The organism is Agrobacterium sp. K11 (assembly GCF_059429395.1).
This window is the reverse complement of the sequence record NZ_JCAHRB010000010.1, coordinates 49972-67516: the sequence shown is the minus strand read 5'-3', so window position 1 is coordinate 67516 and position 17545 is coordinate 49972. Positions and strand designations below refer to the sequence as shown.

Genomic DNA, 17545 nt, shown 5'->3' with positions numbered 1-17545 from the left:
TTACAATGCCTCGCTTTGTTGCTGTAACGATGAGGATGCCGGGCCTGGTTTGACACGGCGGATAAACTGCCGCAGCACATCGTGCGCGACGCCGCCAAGGCCCCGCGGCATGAACAGGACGACAAGGACGAAGATGAGGCCGATGATCGCTTTCCAGGCCTCGACCAGCGCTTCGGTCTCGCTGACCTCGGCCTCGATCATGTTGATCAGGATCGCGCCGATGCAGGCGCCGAGCAGGGAGGAGCGGCCGCCGACGGCAGCCCAGACGACCATCGTCACCGAGAAAGACAGGTCCATGAAGGTCGGCGAGGCGAACTCCGCGACGACCACATAGAGCATGCCGGCAACGCCGGCGATGCCTGCAGAAATGACAAAGAAGAATACCTGGTAAAGAGAGACGTCGAAGCCAAGATAGCGGGCGCGAAGCTGATCGTCGCGGATCGCCTGTAGGATCATACCTGCACGGGTCTCCACGATGAGACGCGCGCCGATGAGCGTCAGGGACAGGCATGCGGCGCACAGATAATAGGTTGCCCGGCTGTAGGGGTCGAATTCGATGCCGCCGATCGTCAGCCAGCCAAGATCGGTCAGGCCGTTGAAACCGTTCGTCACCGGTTGCGCATCGACCATGACGAGACGCACAAGCAGAACAAGCGCCAGGGTGATGATCGAGACAAAGACACCGGAAATACGCTTGCGGAAAACCAGCATGCCGAGTGCCCCGGCGATCACGACGGGAAGCACGATGCCAAGCACGAGACCCACGGACTGGCTCTGAAACGGAAGCCAGAGGAAGGAGCCCTTGTTGATACAGCAAAGTTCCGTCGGCGCGCCGGGCTCGGCATTCCACAGCATGAAATCCGGAACCGGCCTGTCGGAGCCCTGTTGCAGACTGGTCAGGCTCGACAGTTTCAGCGACATGGCGAGCATGTAGGCGCCCAGGCCAAAAAACAGCCCTTGGCCGAGATTGAGAATGCCGGCATATCCCCATGTGAGCGCAATGGCGACGCCGAGCATGCCGTAGACCAGATATTTCGAAATGCGGTTCAGCCAGAATTCGTCACCGAAAACCGGCGCTGCAAAAATCACCGCGATGAAAAGCACATAGGCGGCGATCTGGAATTTTCGTTCGATGCTCATGTTAGCGCCCCTTGAACGAGAATAGCCCGCTGGGCTTGACGAGAATGACGAGGATGACGACCCCGAAGACGACGGCGCGCGCCAGAATGTCGTTCGTTCCAATCGCCACCAGCGCATTGATTTCGCCCAGAAGCCCTGACGACAGGGCCGTGCCGAAAAGGCTGCCGACCCCGCCGGTCACCACGACCATGAAACCGTCAACGACCATCGTCGTGCCCATGTCGGGGAAAACGGTCTTGAAGCCGGACATCATTACGCCGGCGACGCCCGCAAGGCCGGAACCGAAGGCGAAAGTCAGGGCATTGATGCGTTTCACATCGATGCCGCAAGCGGCGGCCATTTTTGGATTACGGATGATGGCGCGCACCTGCATGCCCGCTGTCGTCCGGTAGAGAATGAACCATGTCGCCAGCGTCAACGTGGCCGTCACCGCGATGATGAAGGTGCGATACGCGTTGATGTCGGCGCCGGCGAACCTGAAGGTGCCCTGCAGATACGAAGGCACGGCGACGTTTTGCAGTCCGGCTCCCAGGCCCTCGATATGAATGCCGAAAAAGCTGAGGCCGAATTCGAGCCTTACGGCCTGCTGCAAAAGGATGGCAATGCCCCAGGTGGCAAGAAGCGTGTCGAGCAGGCGGCCGTAAAGCCTGCGCACCACCACCCGCTCGATCACCAGGCCGAGCAGGGCGGTCACGACAAAAGCCAGGGGAATTGCGAACAGAAGGCCTGTTTTCAGCCAGATGCCCGAGAGGACGGCGACGTAGGCACCGATCATGACCATTTCGCCGTGGGCCATGTTGATGACGCCCATGGCGCCGTAGGTGATGGCAAGACCGAGTGCCACCAGAAGAAGGATTGAGCCGAGACTGAGGCCGATAAAGAGAATGTCGAGCATAACGCCACCGTTCGTGAGAAGGGCGGATCAGACTTTGTCCTGCTCCTTGCCTGCCCTAAAATCGGGTTGGCACCGAGCAGAGGAAAAAACGCAGATCCGCCTTGCCGAGACATGATCCCGCCAGGCATGGCTGGCGGGAGGACGCGGAAAGAGGGGTCAGCCCTTGAGCTTTGCTGCGTCGAGACCGTTGCTGGTGCAGAAAAGATTGCTTTCCGTCTCGCCATAGGCCGAATAGGGCAGCGGCTTGATCGGTGACGGGTAGGCGTTGACGACCTTGCTTTGTCCATCCGGCTGCCATTGGCCGATACGCGGCGTCAGCCAGCAATGCAGGTTGTCGGGGTCGGTGGTCACCTTGCCGCCGGGCGCGTCATAGGTCTGGCCACGAATGCCGGCCCTGATAGCATCGGCGGACAGATCGCCGGATTTCTCCACTGCCTGCTTCCACAGGAATACCTGGAAATAGGCGGCCTCGAGCGAATGGTATGTCACTGCCTTCGGATCGTTGACGAAGGTCCTGAAGCGTTCGATGAAGCTCTTGTTGGCCGGCGTTTCGATCGACATAAAATATGGAAATGATGTGTAGCTGCCCGCCGCATATTCGGCGCCCATGGCGGCGATCTCGATTTCGGAGGTCACTGTCGCGCAGATCGGGATGACCTCCTGCGAGAGGCCCTGGTTCTTGAACTCGCGGTAGAAGGCGATGATCGAGTCGCCAACCACGTTGGAAAGAACCACGTCGGCGCCCGATTCTTTGATCTTGCTGACCATGACAGCCCATTCGGAGTGTCCAAGTTCCAGATATTCGTCCGCCACCCATTCTGCGCCCGCCGCCTCGATCAGTTTCTTGGAAACCTTGGCCATCTCGCGCGGATAGACATAGTTGGAGCCAACGATGAAGAACTTCTTCTTGCCCAGTTTCTCGACAATCCAGGGAATGTAGTTGGAGAGCTGCTGGTTTGGAACGGCGCCGGAATAGACGACGTTGCGCGAGCACTCAAAGCCCTCATAGTGCGTCTGGTAGAACAGCATCGCGCCGCGCCGTTCGAAGATCGGCAGCACGGCCTTGCGGCTGGCAGAGGTGTGGCAGCCGAAGATGGTGGAAATCTTGTCCTTGAGGATCAGTTTCGATGCTTTTTCGCTGAAGGTCTTCGGATCGGAAGCGCCGTCTTCGACGACGACTTCCACTTGGCGGCCAAGAACGCCGCCGGCTGCGTTGATTTCGGCCACGGCCATCATGACACCGTTGGCGAGAAGCTTCTCGGCGACAGAAAGCCCGCCCGTCTGGGAGTAGAGCGCACCGACCTTGATAGCATCGGCTGCAAATGCCCGGCCGCCCAGCGCCGGCAAGGCGAGTGCGGCGGAAGCTGTGGCTGCGGTTTTCAGAAAGTCACGTCTGTTGAACACCATCTTGGTTCCCCTTTTTTTGATTGGCGCACGCGACGGCACTGCCCGGCTCTACGGCGAGGCTTTCATGCCGAAAAAATACTGGAAGGCCGACTTCACTGTCAGCAGATAACAAAAAACCCGCGAGGCTTTTCACAGCCTGCGGGCACCCTTGCCATCATCGCATCACGGCTGCGCCGCGTGCAACAGCGGCACATGGCTTCGCGAAACGAAGGGATGTGCCGGAGGTGTTCATCTGGAACACATCAAAAACTAATCATGTTTTTGGGAAGGGCGCAAGAGCTGTTCGGCGTTGATAATCGAATTGGCGATTTCATCGATTGGGACCCGCCGAGCCATCGCTTGCTCGCGCATTTCACGATACGCCTCATTCTCGCTCGTGCCGCGATTGGCCATGAGAATGGCCTTTGCCCGGGCAAGCTTCTGGTCTCCCAAGACCTTGCGCTTATATTTACGGGCTTCCTTGACGAGCCTTTGGCGCTCAAGCCAGAGACTGCGCGCTATGGCGAGATTTGTCAGCAGGCCGAACGGTTTGATCGGTCTCTCGACAATGGCAAGCGCGCCGCTTTCCAGAACGATCTGCAATGTGGAGGGATTTTCGTAACCGACGATGGCGAGCATGGTCGGAGCGGGATTGGGGAGGCACTTCAGCAGGCGTTCGATTTCCGGTCGCGCCTCGTCTTCCATGGCAAGAAAGACGACATCCGTGCCGTGTGGCAACTCGGCAGGGACCGGCCAGAGGCAACTGACCGTACAACCGATACGGCGCAGGTGATCAACGAGAAACTCTCCTTCGGATGTCCGGGGATGAATCACCAGAACCTTGAGGTCCCGCAAATCTCTGAGAAGGGCGAAAGACATCGTCGCTCCTTCTCAGACCTGAACACGATGTGGGAACGGCTGCGTCAGATCCGGGCGATATTCTCGCATGAAGGGATCTGGCGCCACGCGCAGCGACGGGTCATGGACGATGTCATAGCTGCCTTGCGCATTTACTTTTGCAACCCTTGGCCACAGATGGGTGTGGTTCGTCAGCCGGTCTATCTTCACAGCGCCCTGCGGAGCGTCGTACTCGACCTCGTAAAGGGCTGGAAGAAGCTGCTCCAGCCCGTCGCCACCGGCCCGCTGCAAAGCTCCCGCATAGAGATAGACCTGGAAATAGGCCGCTTCGGCCGGCGCGGTCGGCAGCATCTGCTGGCCGTATCGCTGTTGGTAAGCCAAGACGAAGGCACGCGCGCGAGGCGTATTCAGGGAGGCGAAAAACGGGGCCGCGGTGATATGCCCCTCGGCCACTTCCGGCCGCATCCGGATCACGTCGGCCTCGCTTGTCGACTGACTGGCGATTGGCATCGTCGCTGAATCAAAACCCGCCTCTTTGAACGCCGTGTAGAAGGAAATGATACCGTCGCCGACGATTGTCGAATAGATGACATCCGGCCGTGCCGCGCGAATATGCCGGATGATTTTGGCGACATCTTCGGGTTTTAGGTTGAGAGGAACATATATTTCGTCCAGCACCTGACCGCCCAGCTGAAGAAAGAGATCGCTGATCGTCCGGTTGGATTCGTAAGGGTAGACGTAGTTCGAACCCACAAGGAAAACCCGCTTTCCATAATGCTTGGTGAGGAAGTCGACCAGCTGCACGGAGTTTTGGTTGGGTGCGGCCCCGGTGTAGATGCAGTGCCGAGAGTATTCAAACCCCTCATACAGTGTCGGATAGAATAGCAGGGCATCTCGAGCTTCGATGACGGGCAGTACGGCTTTGCGGGTGCTAGACATATGGCAACCGAAAACGACCCGGACCCGATCCTCGTCGCAAAGCTTGACCGCAAGTTCCTTATAGAGATTGGGCGTCGATTTAGGGTCATAGGCGACAGGCTCGATCATCCGGCCAAGGACGCCGCCAGCCGCATTGATTTCGTCAATCGCCAGCAAGGTCGCGAACCTCTGGGTTTTTTCGACGGCTCCGGTCACACCCGTCTCGGAGAACAGCACACCGACCCGCCAGCTTTCTGAATGCATCATCGCCCACCAAAAAATAAAAAAGCTCCCGCCCGTTTCCGGTCGAGAGCTACCCTGCTCATGGAATATCAGCGGCCCGTTGAAGCCTGCAAAACGATGATGTCAGTTTCCTTGTCCGGTGGCAACATAGAGGAGAGCTGAAAACACTCGCAAATCTAAAATCATGGGATCAAAATTCTTCCGCGTGTTCGCCTGAGCATCGAGAATACGCACACACCCTCTTTGCTCCACCGAGCGATGTCTAACTACCCTTCATCCGCGCGGCGCTATTCGGTAGCCTGGATGGAACGCGATATGGACATCGGTTCCACCGCCAAGTCGGCTTCGACAGCGGCGGCCAACACCACATTGCTGAGCTGTAACCGGAGGCAATTTATGTCTCAGCTGGATCTTCGATCGCCTTCGCAAGGCGTTCAAGTTCGACGGAGTAGCAAAAAAAACTGAACAGTACCAACAGGATCAAAGCCCCCTGCAGAACCGTGTGACCAAGCGGAGGCAGCGTGTTGGATTCCGGCAAGTGTCGAAAGAAGATCGTTGAGAACAAGACGCCTCCGAACAGGAAGGCCAGGCGTGCGGCAAACGATAAGAGGTGAGATACGAATATGGAGTGGAACGGTGCGCGGACCTCGACCCAACGCATTCTTGTCCAGTAGCTTGCCTGTAAAAGCAGCGCAACCGCAAGGATTGTGAGCAATGTCGACACGGGCACTTGTTGGCGTTCGCCAAGATGGGTGACGACGGCGTAAAAGATCGGGAAGATAACCCGGAGCAGGAATGCGACCGCCAGGGACTGGAGCACGATGAGTGATCCGTAAGCGAGAGCATTTTTCCTTCGATCAGTCATCATGCGCATTCCCTTCGAGCCGCCTGGAGAGGCTGCGCCCTATGGGTCAATGGCCCACCGCCGGCGCAATGATCCCTAGACGCCCTAGCCCACTGACAATCAGCTGGACTGCGACAGCGGTCAGCAAAATCCCGAACACGACCTCTGAGACGACCATGCTCGCTGGCTTCATGTGTTTGGACAGCTTGTCGGTATTGGTAAAAACGACATAGTCGAAAGCAGCGACGATCAGGATCAGAACAGCGACAACTACCGCGCTGGCGACTGAGACAACTTCGCCAGACGCCAGGATTATGACGGTTATGCCGACGGGGTTGAGCAAATAGGGAACCGCAAGCGGGAACACTGCGAGTTTGTCCGGATCGATCGGATCGGCAAGCTCGTCATGCGGCTTTTCCGTCGGTCCGGATGCCATTTTGATCGCTATGAGCGCAAGGATGATGCCACCTGCCACAGCGACGGCGCCGCCGGTTATGTGGAGAAGTCGCATCAGAAGCGCGCCGGTCGCAAAGAGGATCAGTGCTGTGACGAGTGCTGTCAGTACCATCTGGCGGCCGATGCGCACTTTGGTCGCGGTGTCGAAACTATGGGTTTTCTCAAGAAACGGCACGAGGGCAATTTTTGGACCCATGCCGATCAAAAGCAAAAGAAGAAGCTTTCCGACAAGCGTGGCGTCGATGGTGTTGAAGTCCATGGAAGATCCCCTTCGTTGATGATCTGCGCGTGCGCGAGCAGCATGATTGTCCCAGCCAAGCAGTTTCAGTGCGGGCAAACGTCCCAGAAGCCGGTCGTTTTGGCCGGAGACGTGTAATACCAGCACTGGCCGGGCTGCGGCGGTGTACCAGCCAGTGCGACAGCTGCTGCACCGGTGACGACGCCAATGGCTGCGCCTGCAGCTATCGCGGCGCCCGGCCGCCAGTAGCGGCGGGGAGCAACAACGACAACGCCGCGCCGCGCTGGCCGGTAGGCCGGGGCCGCAGGCCGATGGGCAGGGCGATATGCGGGTGCATGACGACGTCCGGCAGCAGCGCAACCGCGCGGTCCGCACGCCGCCACACCGCAGCCTCGGGGGCCGCAGGCTGCAGCCCCACGACGGGCTTCAGCGGTCGAGGGTAAAAGAACCGGTATGCTGATCAGCATCAGCACGGCGATCAGGCTGAGTAGGTGTGATACGATTTTTGAGGTTTTCATTTCATATCCTCCTTGTGATCTTTGATGGCGTTTCGCCTGGTTCACTTCGTGATCAAGCTGGCCCGGGCACGGTCACGGCGTTGTGTTTTGCCAGCGCCTGTTGGGCAGCGGCAGCAAGACCCTCTTCCTTTCCGCCTGCGACTTGCACGGTCGGAACGGCGATCTTGATGCCTTGGGCGTTGAATGCTTCCCGCAGCATTGCATAAGCTCTGCGACGGATGGCCGATTGCAGTTGGGTAGGTTTCAACGTCATCCCAAAGCTCAATTTTATTCCAATGTCTGTGATCTCTTCGACGCCTTTCATTTTGAGGTTCTCAATAATGAACGGCTGGAATTCGGGGTCATCGTACAGGGCTTTGCCCACGGCTTTGGTGATTGCCTTGACCTGGGCGACGTCGGATTCGTAGGACACGGACAGCAGGAATTTGACCACTGACCAGTCGCGGCTCATGTTCTGGACGGCACCCAGTTCACTGAATGGGACGATGAATATCGGGCCCCTGTGGTGCCTAAGCTTGACCGAGCGGAGACTGAACGCCTCGACGGTTCCTTTGTAACTGCCGCTCTGAATGTATTCACCAATCCGGAATGCATCGTCGAGTAGATAGAACATGCCGCTGATGATGTCCTTGACGACGGTCTGCGCACCAAAGCCAATGGCGACGCCTACGACGCCAGCACCGGCGATCAATGGTCCGATCTCGATTCCGAGTGAAGACAGGGCCATCATGATCGCAATCGCTGCAAAAAGGATCATGACGAAGTTGCGCAGGATCGGTAGAAGAGTTCTCAAACGGGTACGCCGCCGCTCCCGCTCGCTTCCAATCTCAAGCGCGGCTTCCGTGTCTCCCATTTTCCGATCGATCAGCACTTTAACGACATTCCATGCCAGATCGACGACGAGGAGAATGATGCCGGCGCTTAGCACTCCACGTAAGAGCCGTAGCGCGGGTGAATCCTGCATCGTCATCTCGGTCAGTCGAACGTCCATGACATCGGCGAGGAAGAGGATGGCTGCAACGATCAGGGCTGCCCTTATCCCACGCTCGACGACAACCGAAACCACTGTGACACGTTTATGACCATCCTCTTCAGCGCCGGAGCGGCGCAGAATGTTGTTTATAGATGCTTTGGTAAGAACGATCGCGCCTGGCAATGCGGCGCAGACGACCATAATCCAGAAAAGCGTCGTCGCGCCCGCCACCCAGAGCAACCAGATACCGGTTAAATAGGCAGTCCAAAGCCAGTTGCGACCATTCAATCCAATCCGGCTGCCCTGTAACGTGGAGGAATGAGGCGGGCGTCGCCATATGGCCTCGATAGCAATGCCGAGAAGAATGAAACCCAGGAAGTAGGCCGCGAGCTGCCGCGCCGGGATCGATAGGCCAAGCGTACCGAGAAGCCGAATGGTCACCCAGCCAAAGGCGTACCAACCCACGAGATAGCTCAGTCGTTTTGCCCAGTGACCTGCCGTCTCGTCAGAGATCGGAACCACGCGGAAATGGCCTTTCTCGTTCGAGCGTGGCGCCAAAAACACATCCAGTACTGCGCTGGCGAGGCGGTAAATGACGACAGCGAACAGGAAGCCGACGACGATTTCCCTAACGATCGGTGGCCACTCAAAAAGCAGGAAGAAACCGATGCTGCCCAGCCCGAACGACAGCACGTAAAAAGCCGCCCAGAGCAGCCGGGCGGTTATGGCAATAATCCTGTGCCAAACGGTCGTGAACGAGGCTTCCGCCATCCATGACCGCCAGCCAGCACTGATCCACCAAAATACCCATTGAGCGGCAAGTCCTGCGACAACAAACGCGACCACCAGCACGATGGGCCGGGTCCCGCCAATCGTCTTGATGTCCTGCTCAAGTAAAGCGGCGCCACGCATTGCTTCGGACGGAAAAGAATGTGCAGCGTCGACCATTGCGGCGGCATGGGCGCGGAAACGCATTGTCGATGCGGCAAACGAGGGACCCGCCTCTGCGCTGGTCGAAGGCGGCGCTTCAGGATTCGCTCCACGAGCAACGTGCTGCAACCATTTCTGAACATCGGGATCCGACATTAGGGTGATGAAGTGCTGGACATTGGGTGGTTGTTCCGCCGGAGCGGGCGCGCCAGGCATTTGCGCTGCTACGGCTGAGATGCCAACGAAAAGGATGAGCATCGCCGCAATAGACGTGCGAGATATTTTCATCAGCAAAAATTTCAGGCGCATTACCATTGTCTGTCCCTGTTGTGGTACCTCGGCGCCCTTCCGAAGGACGCTCGACCCGCTAGTGATGACATGCTTCAGTCGAAGTGTTCGGTGTGTTGCAGTGCGATGATTTCCGTGTCGTGCCACCTGAACCAAGAAGGGACTGAACGCCCCCGGCATAATTGTCTCTGGTGTCGGCATCGACGACGGCAACCGGAGCGGCAAGGATCAGCCCTGCGGTACTGCCCACTGCCGCTGCCGTGCCGGTTGTTGCTGCAAGGATCGTATCTCCAAGGCCAATCTTGCTGTCCGTCAAAGTCTGTCCATCAGAAATCCGGGCTCCAATCAGCCGGACGATCTCTGGCGACTCCGCGAACTTCCCGTGGTTGAGGCTGTCCCCGGCTTTGATCATGGTGAGGTCGATTACCGAGATCTGGCTTTCGGCCAATTCACTCTTGTAGGGAGGCTGCTCAGGGTCGATAGCGCCAAGCCTCGCGACGTTGCCCCACACTCGGCGGGACACGGCCAATGCCCGATCATCCCGGGAGACAAATAAAGCGAATTTCGGATGCTTTTTGCCCATGTCGGCGATCTGTTGCCGGAAGACGTCGACGTCGACGTCGGGAGATGCGAGCATCACATTCTTGAACTTGGCCGGAAGGCTTCCATTGCGAATGGCCATTTGACGAAGCGCCTCGAGCGCGAGCCAGTTACCCATGGAATGAGCAAGGATCGAAACTTCCTTCACCTGCTTATCCCTGGCCAGATATTGAAAAAGCAACTCCAGGGCATTGCGCGTATAGTTGGTGCTCTCGCGGTCGTAGCCGTACGCAAGTAGGCTTCCGCGCGACGGCCAGGTGACCAGTACGGGAGCGCTCGCTACGCCGGAATCCTGGACGATTTGGGCAAAGCGATAGACCGAGTCTTCAAATCGATTGTTGAAGCCGTGAATGAAGACCAGCACGCTGCCGTCACGGCTCTTTCTGACGGAAGCGCTCAGCCATTTCCGGGCATCGTCGCGGCTGATTTCCTGTGCCTTTAACGTCGCAAAATCAGTGGCTGGATTGGGAGGAATCCTTTTCGGCCAGGCAACATTACCAATCTTGCGGACATTTCCCGGAGGGATGGACACGGTGATCTCCGCGAAGGCGGCATCCCTTGCGCGTTCACCCGTAAACATCTCGCCTTTGTTCGCGGAGCGACTACGCGTTGTTGTGATCAGCATGTCCACCTTGGTGGATGTGGGGGCGCTATCGGCAACAGGGACAAGAACGTTTTTCGCGTGGCCGCCGCAACCAACGAGAGCTGCGAACATCACACAAAAAGGGAGCCTTCCCATTCGATATGGAAAGCGTCCGTTACGGAGGTCCCTTGTATCGTTGCCGTTCACCAGATCGCCCGCCGCCATTTGTCACAGCTTTGTCCTCGCCACGTCGGCGCACAAAAAACCTATGCGAATGACGGGCTGTTTTCCCGTAACATCGGGTATGTTACGGGCATCCGGCGGACGATGCCGTCATCTGAATGCGTGAAAGTGTGGAAGTTGCCAGAGACAATCACACGCGGCCCCGTAACCGTCGTCTTTCTTGCCCGCTCGCTAGCGTGGTAAAACATGCGAGGCCTTGACGGTGCTGCAATCCGACCCCGGTAAGCTGACCGCACCAGCGTATATTACGGTAACATACTGCACGAGCCGCGCTTCATCAAAGAATATGCCATCGAGACATTCGGCGTCGCCGTGACGCTGTGACGGTGGGAGAGGACAATGGATGAAGGTGTGGCTGCGGTCAGGCTGCGGTTTCCCACAAGAGTTCAGGCCATCAACGAGCTTGCGTCGCGGGACGTCATATTCTGTGAAATCTGCCAGGATTTTGCCGAAGCCCAGACGGAGTTGGCAAGATGGGAGGCGGCTTCTTCCGATCCGGTCCGAGATGACCGTGTGGCCGAATACAGGGAATTGTTGGCGGCCCTTGGCAGAGAGATTGAAGATGCTCTCGCCCGAGCCACCGTTGTCTCTCTTCATCGCTCACCTGGTCCGCGCCCGGTGTAATTCCGCCGGATGGGCAGTTAACTTCGAAGGAACGAGATCGTGGCTTCCGAGATATCACACGAGCCTGTAACTACCCCGCCACCCCGCAATCCCCTGCGGAGGATCGCTTTCGCTGTCGTTTGTCTGGCGCTGGTCCTGTTCGTGCTGTCAATCTTCATGGAGCGGCGGACACCATCAACATCTCAAGCGCAGGTCCAGGCGTATGTCGTTGGTATAGCGCCTGAAGTCACAGGTCGCGTCGTGGAAGTGGGCGTTAACGACAATACGCGGGTGGAGGCCGACCAGATCCTGTTCCGAATTGATCCCCAGCGCTACCAACTCGCCGTGAACGAGGCGGAGGCCGGTCTGGCCAGTGTCGGCCAGTCAATCGGCGCATCGACCGCTGCGGTGGATGCCGCCCAAGCAAAGCTTGTCCAGATCCGTGCCGACAGGGACAACCTTCGCGACCAATATGCCAGGGCCTCCGAACTCCTCAAAAACGGCGTGTTTTCAAAAGCCCGTTTCGACGCCGCCAAATCTGCCTTCGATCAGGCAGAGGCCTCGGTTTCCGGTGCGCAGGCTGATCTCACCAAGGCCCGCGAGCAGCTCGGCCCTTCCGGAAACGACAATCCGCAACTGCGCGCAGCTCTTGCGGGATTGGAGAAGGCCAGGCTGGACCTGATGCATACCACAGTGCGGGCGCCTTCGTCCGGGGTCGTGACAAACCTTCAGCTCACCAGTGGCAAGGTCTTGCCAGCCGGCCAACCGGCCATGACCTTTATCGATGTGGGCACCATCTGGATCAATGCCGCGTTCAAGGAGAACAGCCTCGAAAATGTCGTCGTCGGCAACAGGGCGGAAATCCTTTTTGATGCCCTTCCAGGCCGACTGTTCCCTGCCACGGTAGAAAGCGTCGGCTTCGGTGTCTCGCAAGGGAGCACGGATCCGAGCACCGGGTTGCCAACCATGCGCAGTGACAGCGGCTGGGTCAAGGAAGCGCAGCGGTTTCCGGTCCGTCTCAATATCGATGAAGCTCAAAGACCCAAGGGCGGCGTGCGCTACGGTTCGCAGGCGACCGTCATCATCTATACCGGTAACAATCCGGTCACCAATGCTTGGGGATCACTCTGGATCCGTATCATGTCGGTGCTCACCTATGTCAACTGACAGCACCGCCGCCCAGCAGAAACGAAAAGGATTGCGGGTCGCTCTTGCGGTTTCGATCGGCTTTGTGCTGGCGGTGTATTGGGGGGCCTTTGTTCCGTTCCTCGGGCCGCTTTTCGCCGCGCAATTTCTGCTGGGAAGCTCTCGACCGATGCCGCTTGCCAAGACACTTGGCGCGGCGCTCGTCATTCTGGTCGCGGGAATGGCGATGATGATCTTGACCAGCAGCCTCGGCAATCGTCCTGTTCCCTTTCTCCTGCTTCTGGGGCTAACCTATTTCCTGTGTTTTGCCTTACAGGCGTCGGGAAAGGGCGGGCCTGCGGTCTTTCTGGTGTTGGTGGTCGCGATCATCGTTCCGCTGCTCGGTATTTTGAACGATGAGTTGGCCAATTCCATCCTCTCGATTCTTGTTGGTGGCGTGTTGTCGGGCACGCTTTTGATGTGGCTCGCCCATGCGATCTTTCCCGAACCGGTAGTTCTGGACGGAAGTGCCGCGCCATCCTTCGACCAGCCGCCGGCTCTGCTGAGAGCATTGGCCAATACGCTGATCCTGCTGGCATCTGTCGTGATCTGCCTGACGAGCGACAATCTGACGGCCGCGGCGGTCATTCCGATCACCGTTGCATCCTTACTCGGCCAGCTCGACGTCGCCGCAAGCACGCGGGCAGCTGTTGGGCTTATAATGGTCAATCTATTCGGCGGCGTCCTCGCATCTTTAGCTTATGCGATCCTCACGCTTCGCCCCAGCCTGTTCTCGATCTTTCTGATTGTCCTTGTCGTTGCCCTCTTTCTGGGAGGTCGGGCAGCAGCTCGTACCAGGGAGGCGCCGATGTTTGCCGGTGCTCTGACGATTTTCCTTATCCTGTTCGGGCTCGGTGTGTCGCCCCTGCCTGGCAGTGCTGCGGAAAGCTTCGCCACCCGCATTGTCTATATCGCGTTAGCTTTGACCTACACTCTGTTGCTCGCCACCATTCTGTGGCCCAGAAGGCCGCACCTGAGAAGGATAAACCCATGAAAACGCAGCTCGTCTGATTTCTACAGCGGTGCGTGGATCTGGAAGTATCCGCGTAAGATGTGGGCGTTCGAAAAAGGCCTGAAGGAAAGAGATATTGGCGTCACCTTTCCTACCTGCCCGTTTGGTACGTCGCAGCGGGCGGCATTTCGATTTTCAGCGTATTAAGCCTCTGCGCTAGCGCGGCTGCAAATCCGAAGCACTGATGGTTATCGCAGCGGGTTCTTTAACCTTGGGAGGCAGCATTCCGGCTTTGCGAAGTCCCTCTACCAGTCGGTCACGATCACCTGGCTGTACGTTCCGCATCGCCAGTTCTTCAACGACGTTTGGCAGGAAGTCCGGGCGCATTCGAACGAAAATCTCTGCCTCGTGCCGGGCTTGATCCATCATTCCGGCATCTGCGTATATGACCGCCGCAACCGCATGAAACAGCGGAAATTTTTGCATATCAGCCTTGGTGATCTCGCGGACGGCGGTTGAATTGTCGTGGAGCATGTAGGCTGCAAGAGCGCGTGTGCCGTTATAATAGCCGCTGCCGCCTGGATTGAGTGCGATAGCCTGATCAAGCAGGTTGGCTCCCCGTTGCCACTGGCCGCCAAGGGCTAGTCTGGTGCCGAACTCGCCCATCAACTCGGTGTCGTTGGGGTTGGTAGCGAGGGCCACTTCGCCTACTCGCATCGCCTCGGTAAGCTCCCGGTTGAAAAACAGGGCCATCATCAACGCCTGAAGCCCTCGCGTGTTGCTCGCATCAAGCTGGGTCGACCGCCGCGCCGCGCGAAGCGCCCGCTGTAATGGTGTTTCCGGACCTTGGCCCCTATTGAATTTGAAGCGGTCTTCATCGAGATAGATGATTGATAGCATCGCCCAGGCAGTGGAAAAGGTCGGATACCGCGCAACGGATGTTTCCAGGCATTCGCGAACGTGTGCATGCTCTTCGGGGCTGAGCTCGCTACGATATGCGTAAAAGCGCAGGCTGCATTCGTATGCACCAAGATCCTGCGGTGGAGGATTTGCGGTGTCGGCCTGTGCCATCACACCATATGGTTGCGCAATGGCGGTGGCGACTCTTCTGGCCACGTCCGCCTGTATGGAAAACAGGTCTTTCGATCCGAGATCGTTGTCATAATCCCGGGACCAGACTATTTCGCCATCGTCGGTGTCCAGAAGACGGGCTGTCACGCGCAGGCTGTTTCCAGCAGTTCGCACACCCCCGGTCAGAAGATAACGGGCCCCAAGCTCTTCCCTAACTTTGGATACATCGACGTCCGACGGCAGCGCTTTGGACGTCTCGCGACCAAAGACCTTGATCTCCTTGAAGCGGGGCAGGGCAGTCAGAAGCTCCTCCGTAAGCCCGAGGCTGTATAACTGGGCGTTTGGTCCATCGCCCAAATTGGCGAAAGGAGCCACAATTAGGGCGGGTCTGTCGGGAGCCGTGCTTTCGGCTAACTCTTCTGTTGGCGCCAATCTTGAGTGACTTGAGAATTGATAGGCAGACGCAGCCGTAAGCAGGGCAAGGCAAGTAAGTGAAAGCCGCCTCACGCTCCACCATCGGACCATCGGCGATAGCTGTGATGCCGGAACGGACCCATTATCGACCTTCTTGGAAACGACCGCAGTATTCAATGAGAACACCGGGGCATATCCGCCCTTCGGTATGTCGATCCTGACCGGGTCCTTGTGACCTTCCACCAGATAATAACGTTCTAGCGAACGCCTTAGACGCGCGGCCTCGATCCGCACGACCGGATCGTCCTGCGTGAAGCTTTCATTGCGGCCGAATACCTCAATTGCGATGGAGTAACCCTTGATGCGGGCGGCCCGCCCGGCGATGGCTTCCTCGACAACATATCGCAGAAATGCGGCACTTCGCCCCAAGCCGGGAAACTCCGCGCTCGCGACGATGCGTTCGAGTTGCGACCGGATTTCCTCTACTCCCGGAGGGTCTCGTGCTGCAGTTGAAGCCGTGGACACCGTCGTCTGCATAGCCGCCTCCCGTCCCCCTCGAGATTCATCGCATGCGTGTAGTGTGTTGTGAGCTTACACCCGAGATATGGGCGCGTCCATTGTTCCGTCGAGCCGTCGCCTGTGAAAGCCCGCTGTTTTTGTCTTTATATGCACATAAGGCTAACGCCTTGAGCAAACGTTTCGTTAGTTGCGGTGCCCGACGATTGCACCCGATCAGGCATTTAAGATCGAGAGCGAGCTGGTTGCCATGTTCTTGGCGTCCCAACAGCATGTTCCCGGTGGTGCTACATTTCCATCATCTATGCCGACTGATACGTCCGCTTTCCGTGGACGGCAACGCCGTAGTTTCGACTGTAACAGAGTTGACTCTGGCAACTGGGCAAAGCGCCTGCATTCCAGTCGTGAATTGCGAGGCGCTATGGCCGGCTGCTAGTCGGGCCTCCTGCAATCTGAGATGCTTGTGGTACTGACTAGGACTGAACGCTGTTATCGCCAGAAAATGGCGATGCAGGCTTGCGCGGCTCATGCCGCTGGCATCGCGATCTTCGAGATGGTCGATGCGGTGTTCGCGCCTCTTTTCCGGTACTTCGGTTTCATCGACCCAGCCATAACGCAGACGATATCTCAGGGTCTCCCGCGCGTCACGCGATGGCGCGAGGCTTTGACTCTACGAGCGAGTGTCGTCGCAGCGGTCAGTCAGGACTACGGTCAGCGGTTCAAGCAACCTCTGGCCGCGCACCGGGTGCTTTTGGCGGATTGATGCCCCCCAGGCCAGCCTTTGCTCGCTTGGTGTCTTGACCCGGGGGCGCTCCGAAGAGACGCCTGTATTCGCGGCTGAACTGCGACGCGCTCTCATAGCCGACGGCGAACGCAACTTCGGCTGCACCTGCCTGGTTCGCGATCATGCGTCGGCGGGCCTCGTGGAGCCGGATATATTTCTGATACTGAAGCGGACTGACGGCGGCGACGGCTTTGAAGCGATCGTAAAAGACGGATACACTCATGCCGGCAAGTGCCGCGACCGCCTTGAAATCGAGACGTTCGGCGTAGTGGTCGCGTATCCAGGCCATTGCCTTTCGGATGTGCATCAGACGCGAGTCAGCCCCGGCAATCTGACGCAGCAGGCCGCCATGCGGCCCCATCAGTAGCCGAAACATCAGCTCATGCTCCAGAGACTGAGCCATAACGTGGATTTCGGATGGGCGATCGAGCAGTTCTACCAATCTCCCCCAAGCACCGAGAAGCGGCGCGCTCGCGGTGCTGACGCCGTATCCCGATTCCATCGGTAACTCCGGCATCGCCGCCATCTCAAGGACGAGGTCGGACAGCATAGGCGGGTCCAGATATAAACCGATTGCGACAAACGGTCTGTCTGGCGACGCTTCGCAAACTTGGCCCAAGGCGGCAATCTCGGCTGCGACGATCATGCTTTGGCCGGGTCCGTATTCAAACATCTTGTCGCCGATAAACATGCGCTGCGTACCCTGGATCACCAGGGACGCCGCAGGATCGTAGATCAGCGGATCGACCTCGGTCGTATGGTCGAGAGTATACGCGAACAGTCGCGGCAATTTAAGACTGGGACGGCCAGCATGACGCATGGCGATGGCGCGTATTTTGTCGAGTTCGCTCATGGAGTCACCCTAAGTCGATTGCCCAGTTTTATCAAGTATTCCGGAAGATCAGGC

At 58.0% G+C, this 17545-nt stretch carries 15 protein-coding genes; 3 read left to right on the top strand and 12 right to left on the bottom strand.

The features are described 5' to 3' along the window. The 10 genes from urtC to AC5SEO_RS18580 form a co-directional block, all read right to left on the bottom strand. Window positions 1–1140 (bottom strand): urea ABC transporter permease subunit UrtC, encoded by a 1140-nt coding sequence (gene urtC / locus AC5SEO_RS18625; protein WP_013637551.1) that lies wholly within the window; start codon window positions 1138–1140, stop codon window positions 1–3. A gap of 1 nt (window position 1141) precedes the next feature. Continuing rightward, window positions 1142–2035 (bottom strand): urea ABC transporter permease subunit UrtB, encoded by an 894-nt coding sequence (urtB, locus tag AC5SEO_RS18620; RefSeq protein WP_013637552.1) that lies wholly within the window; start codon window positions 2033–2035, stop codon window positions 1142–1144. Between the two features lie 156 nt (window positions 2036–2191). After that, the gene (locus tag AC5SEO_RS18615) at window positions 2192–3442 is read right to left on the bottom strand and encodes a transporter substrate-binding domain-containing protein (protein WP_013637553.1); all 1251 of its coding nucleotides are present in this window, start codon (window positions 3440–3442) and stop codon (window positions 2192–2194) included. Window positions 3443–3691: 249 nt separating this feature from the next. Next, complete coding sequence (locus tag AC5SEO_RS18610; protein ID WP_003516987.1) at window positions 3692–4300, bottom strand: ANTAR domain-containing response regulator; 609 nt, start codon at window positions 4298–4300, stop codon at window positions 3692–3694. 12 nt (window positions 4301–4312) lie between these two features. Continuing rightward, window positions 4313–5464 carry a transporter substrate-binding domain-containing protein gene (locus tag AC5SEO_RS18605; RefSeq protein WP_112286152.1) on the bottom strand — a complete coding sequence of 384 codons (1152 nt, stop codon included), beginning with the start codon at window positions 5462–5464 and terminating at the stop codon, window positions 4313–4315. A gap of 370 nt (window positions 5465–5834) precedes the next feature. Beyond that, window positions 5835–6308, bottom strand: a complete 474-nt coding sequence (locus AC5SEO_RS18600; protein ID WP_013637555.1) for a hypothetical protein — start codon at window positions 6306–6308, stop codon at window positions 5835–5837. A 43-nt stretch (window positions 6309–6351) separates the two neighbouring features. Next, the gene (locus AC5SEO_RS18595; RefSeq protein WP_003516981.1) at window positions 6352–6999 is read right to left on the bottom strand and encodes a MarC family protein; all 648 of its coding nucleotides are present in this window, start codon (window positions 6997–6999) and stop codon (window positions 6352–6354) included. A gap of 65 nt (window positions 7000–7064) precedes the next feature. Beyond that, window positions 7065–7496, bottom strand: a complete 432-nt coding sequence (locus AC5SEO_RS18590) for a hypothetical protein (protein WP_013637556.1) — start codon at window positions 7494–7496, stop codon at window positions 7065–7067. Between the two features lie 52 nt (window positions 7497–7548). After that, a complete protein-coding gene (locus tag AC5SEO_RS18585) occupies window positions 7549–9714 on the bottom strand; it encodes a mechanosensitive ion channel family protein (protein WP_111802819.1) in 2166 nt (721 codons plus the stop codon). A gap of 52 nt (window positions 9715–9766) precedes the next feature. Further along, window positions 9767–11026 carry an alpha/beta hydrolase gene (locus AC5SEO_RS18580; RefSeq protein WP_495363989.1) on the bottom strand — a complete coding sequence of 420 codons (1260 nt, stop codon included), beginning with the start codon at window positions 11024–11026 and terminating at the stop codon, window positions 9767–9769. Between the two features lie 426 nt (window positions 11027–11452). On the opposite strand from AC5SEO_RS18580, the gene AC5SEO_RS18575 reads away from it, so the two are divergent. The 3 genes from AC5SEO_RS18575 to AC5SEO_RS18565 are packed head-to-tail and all read left to right on the top strand — an operon-like array spanning window position 11453 to window position 13895. Then, the gene (locus AC5SEO_RS18575) at window positions 11453–11737 is read left to right on the top strand and encodes a hypothetical protein (protein ID WP_035200796.1); all 285 of its coding nucleotides are present in this window, start codon (window positions 11453–11455) and stop codon (window positions 11735–11737) included. A 39-nt stretch (window positions 11738–11776) separates the two neighbouring features. Then, complete coding sequence (locus AC5SEO_RS18570; protein WP_035252442.1) at window positions 11777–12883, top strand: HlyD family secretion protein; 1107 nt, start codon at window positions 11777–11779, stop codon at window positions 12881–12883. Continuing rightward, window positions 12873–13895 (top strand): DUF2955 domain-containing protein, encoded by a 1023-nt coding sequence (locus AC5SEO_RS18565; RefSeq protein ID WP_112286154.1) that lies wholly within the window; start codon window positions 12873–12875, stop codon window positions 13893–13895. The genes AC5SEO_RS18570 and AC5SEO_RS18565 overlap by 11 nt, the downstream gene beginning before the upstream one ends. A 174-nt stretch (window positions 13896–14069) precedes the next feature. Here the strand turns inward: AC5SEO_RS18565 and AC5SEO_RS18560 are convergent, their stop codons facing one another. Both AC5SEO_RS18560 and AC5SEO_RS18555 read right to left on the bottom strand, forming a co-directional pair. Next, window positions 14070–15875 carry an adenylate cyclase gene (locus AC5SEO_RS18560; protein WP_112286155.1) on the bottom strand — a complete coding sequence of 602 codons (1806 nt, stop codon included), beginning with the start codon at window positions 15873–15875 and terminating at the stop codon, window positions 14070–14072. 698 nt (window positions 15876–16573) lie between these two features. After that, the gene (locus AC5SEO_RS18555; RefSeq protein ID WP_065687652.1) at window positions 16574–17491 is read right to left on the bottom strand and encodes an AraC family transcriptional regulator; all 918 of its coding nucleotides are present in this window, start codon (window positions 17489–17491) and stop codon (window positions 16574–16576) included. Window positions 17492–17545: the final 54 nt, after the last annotated feature.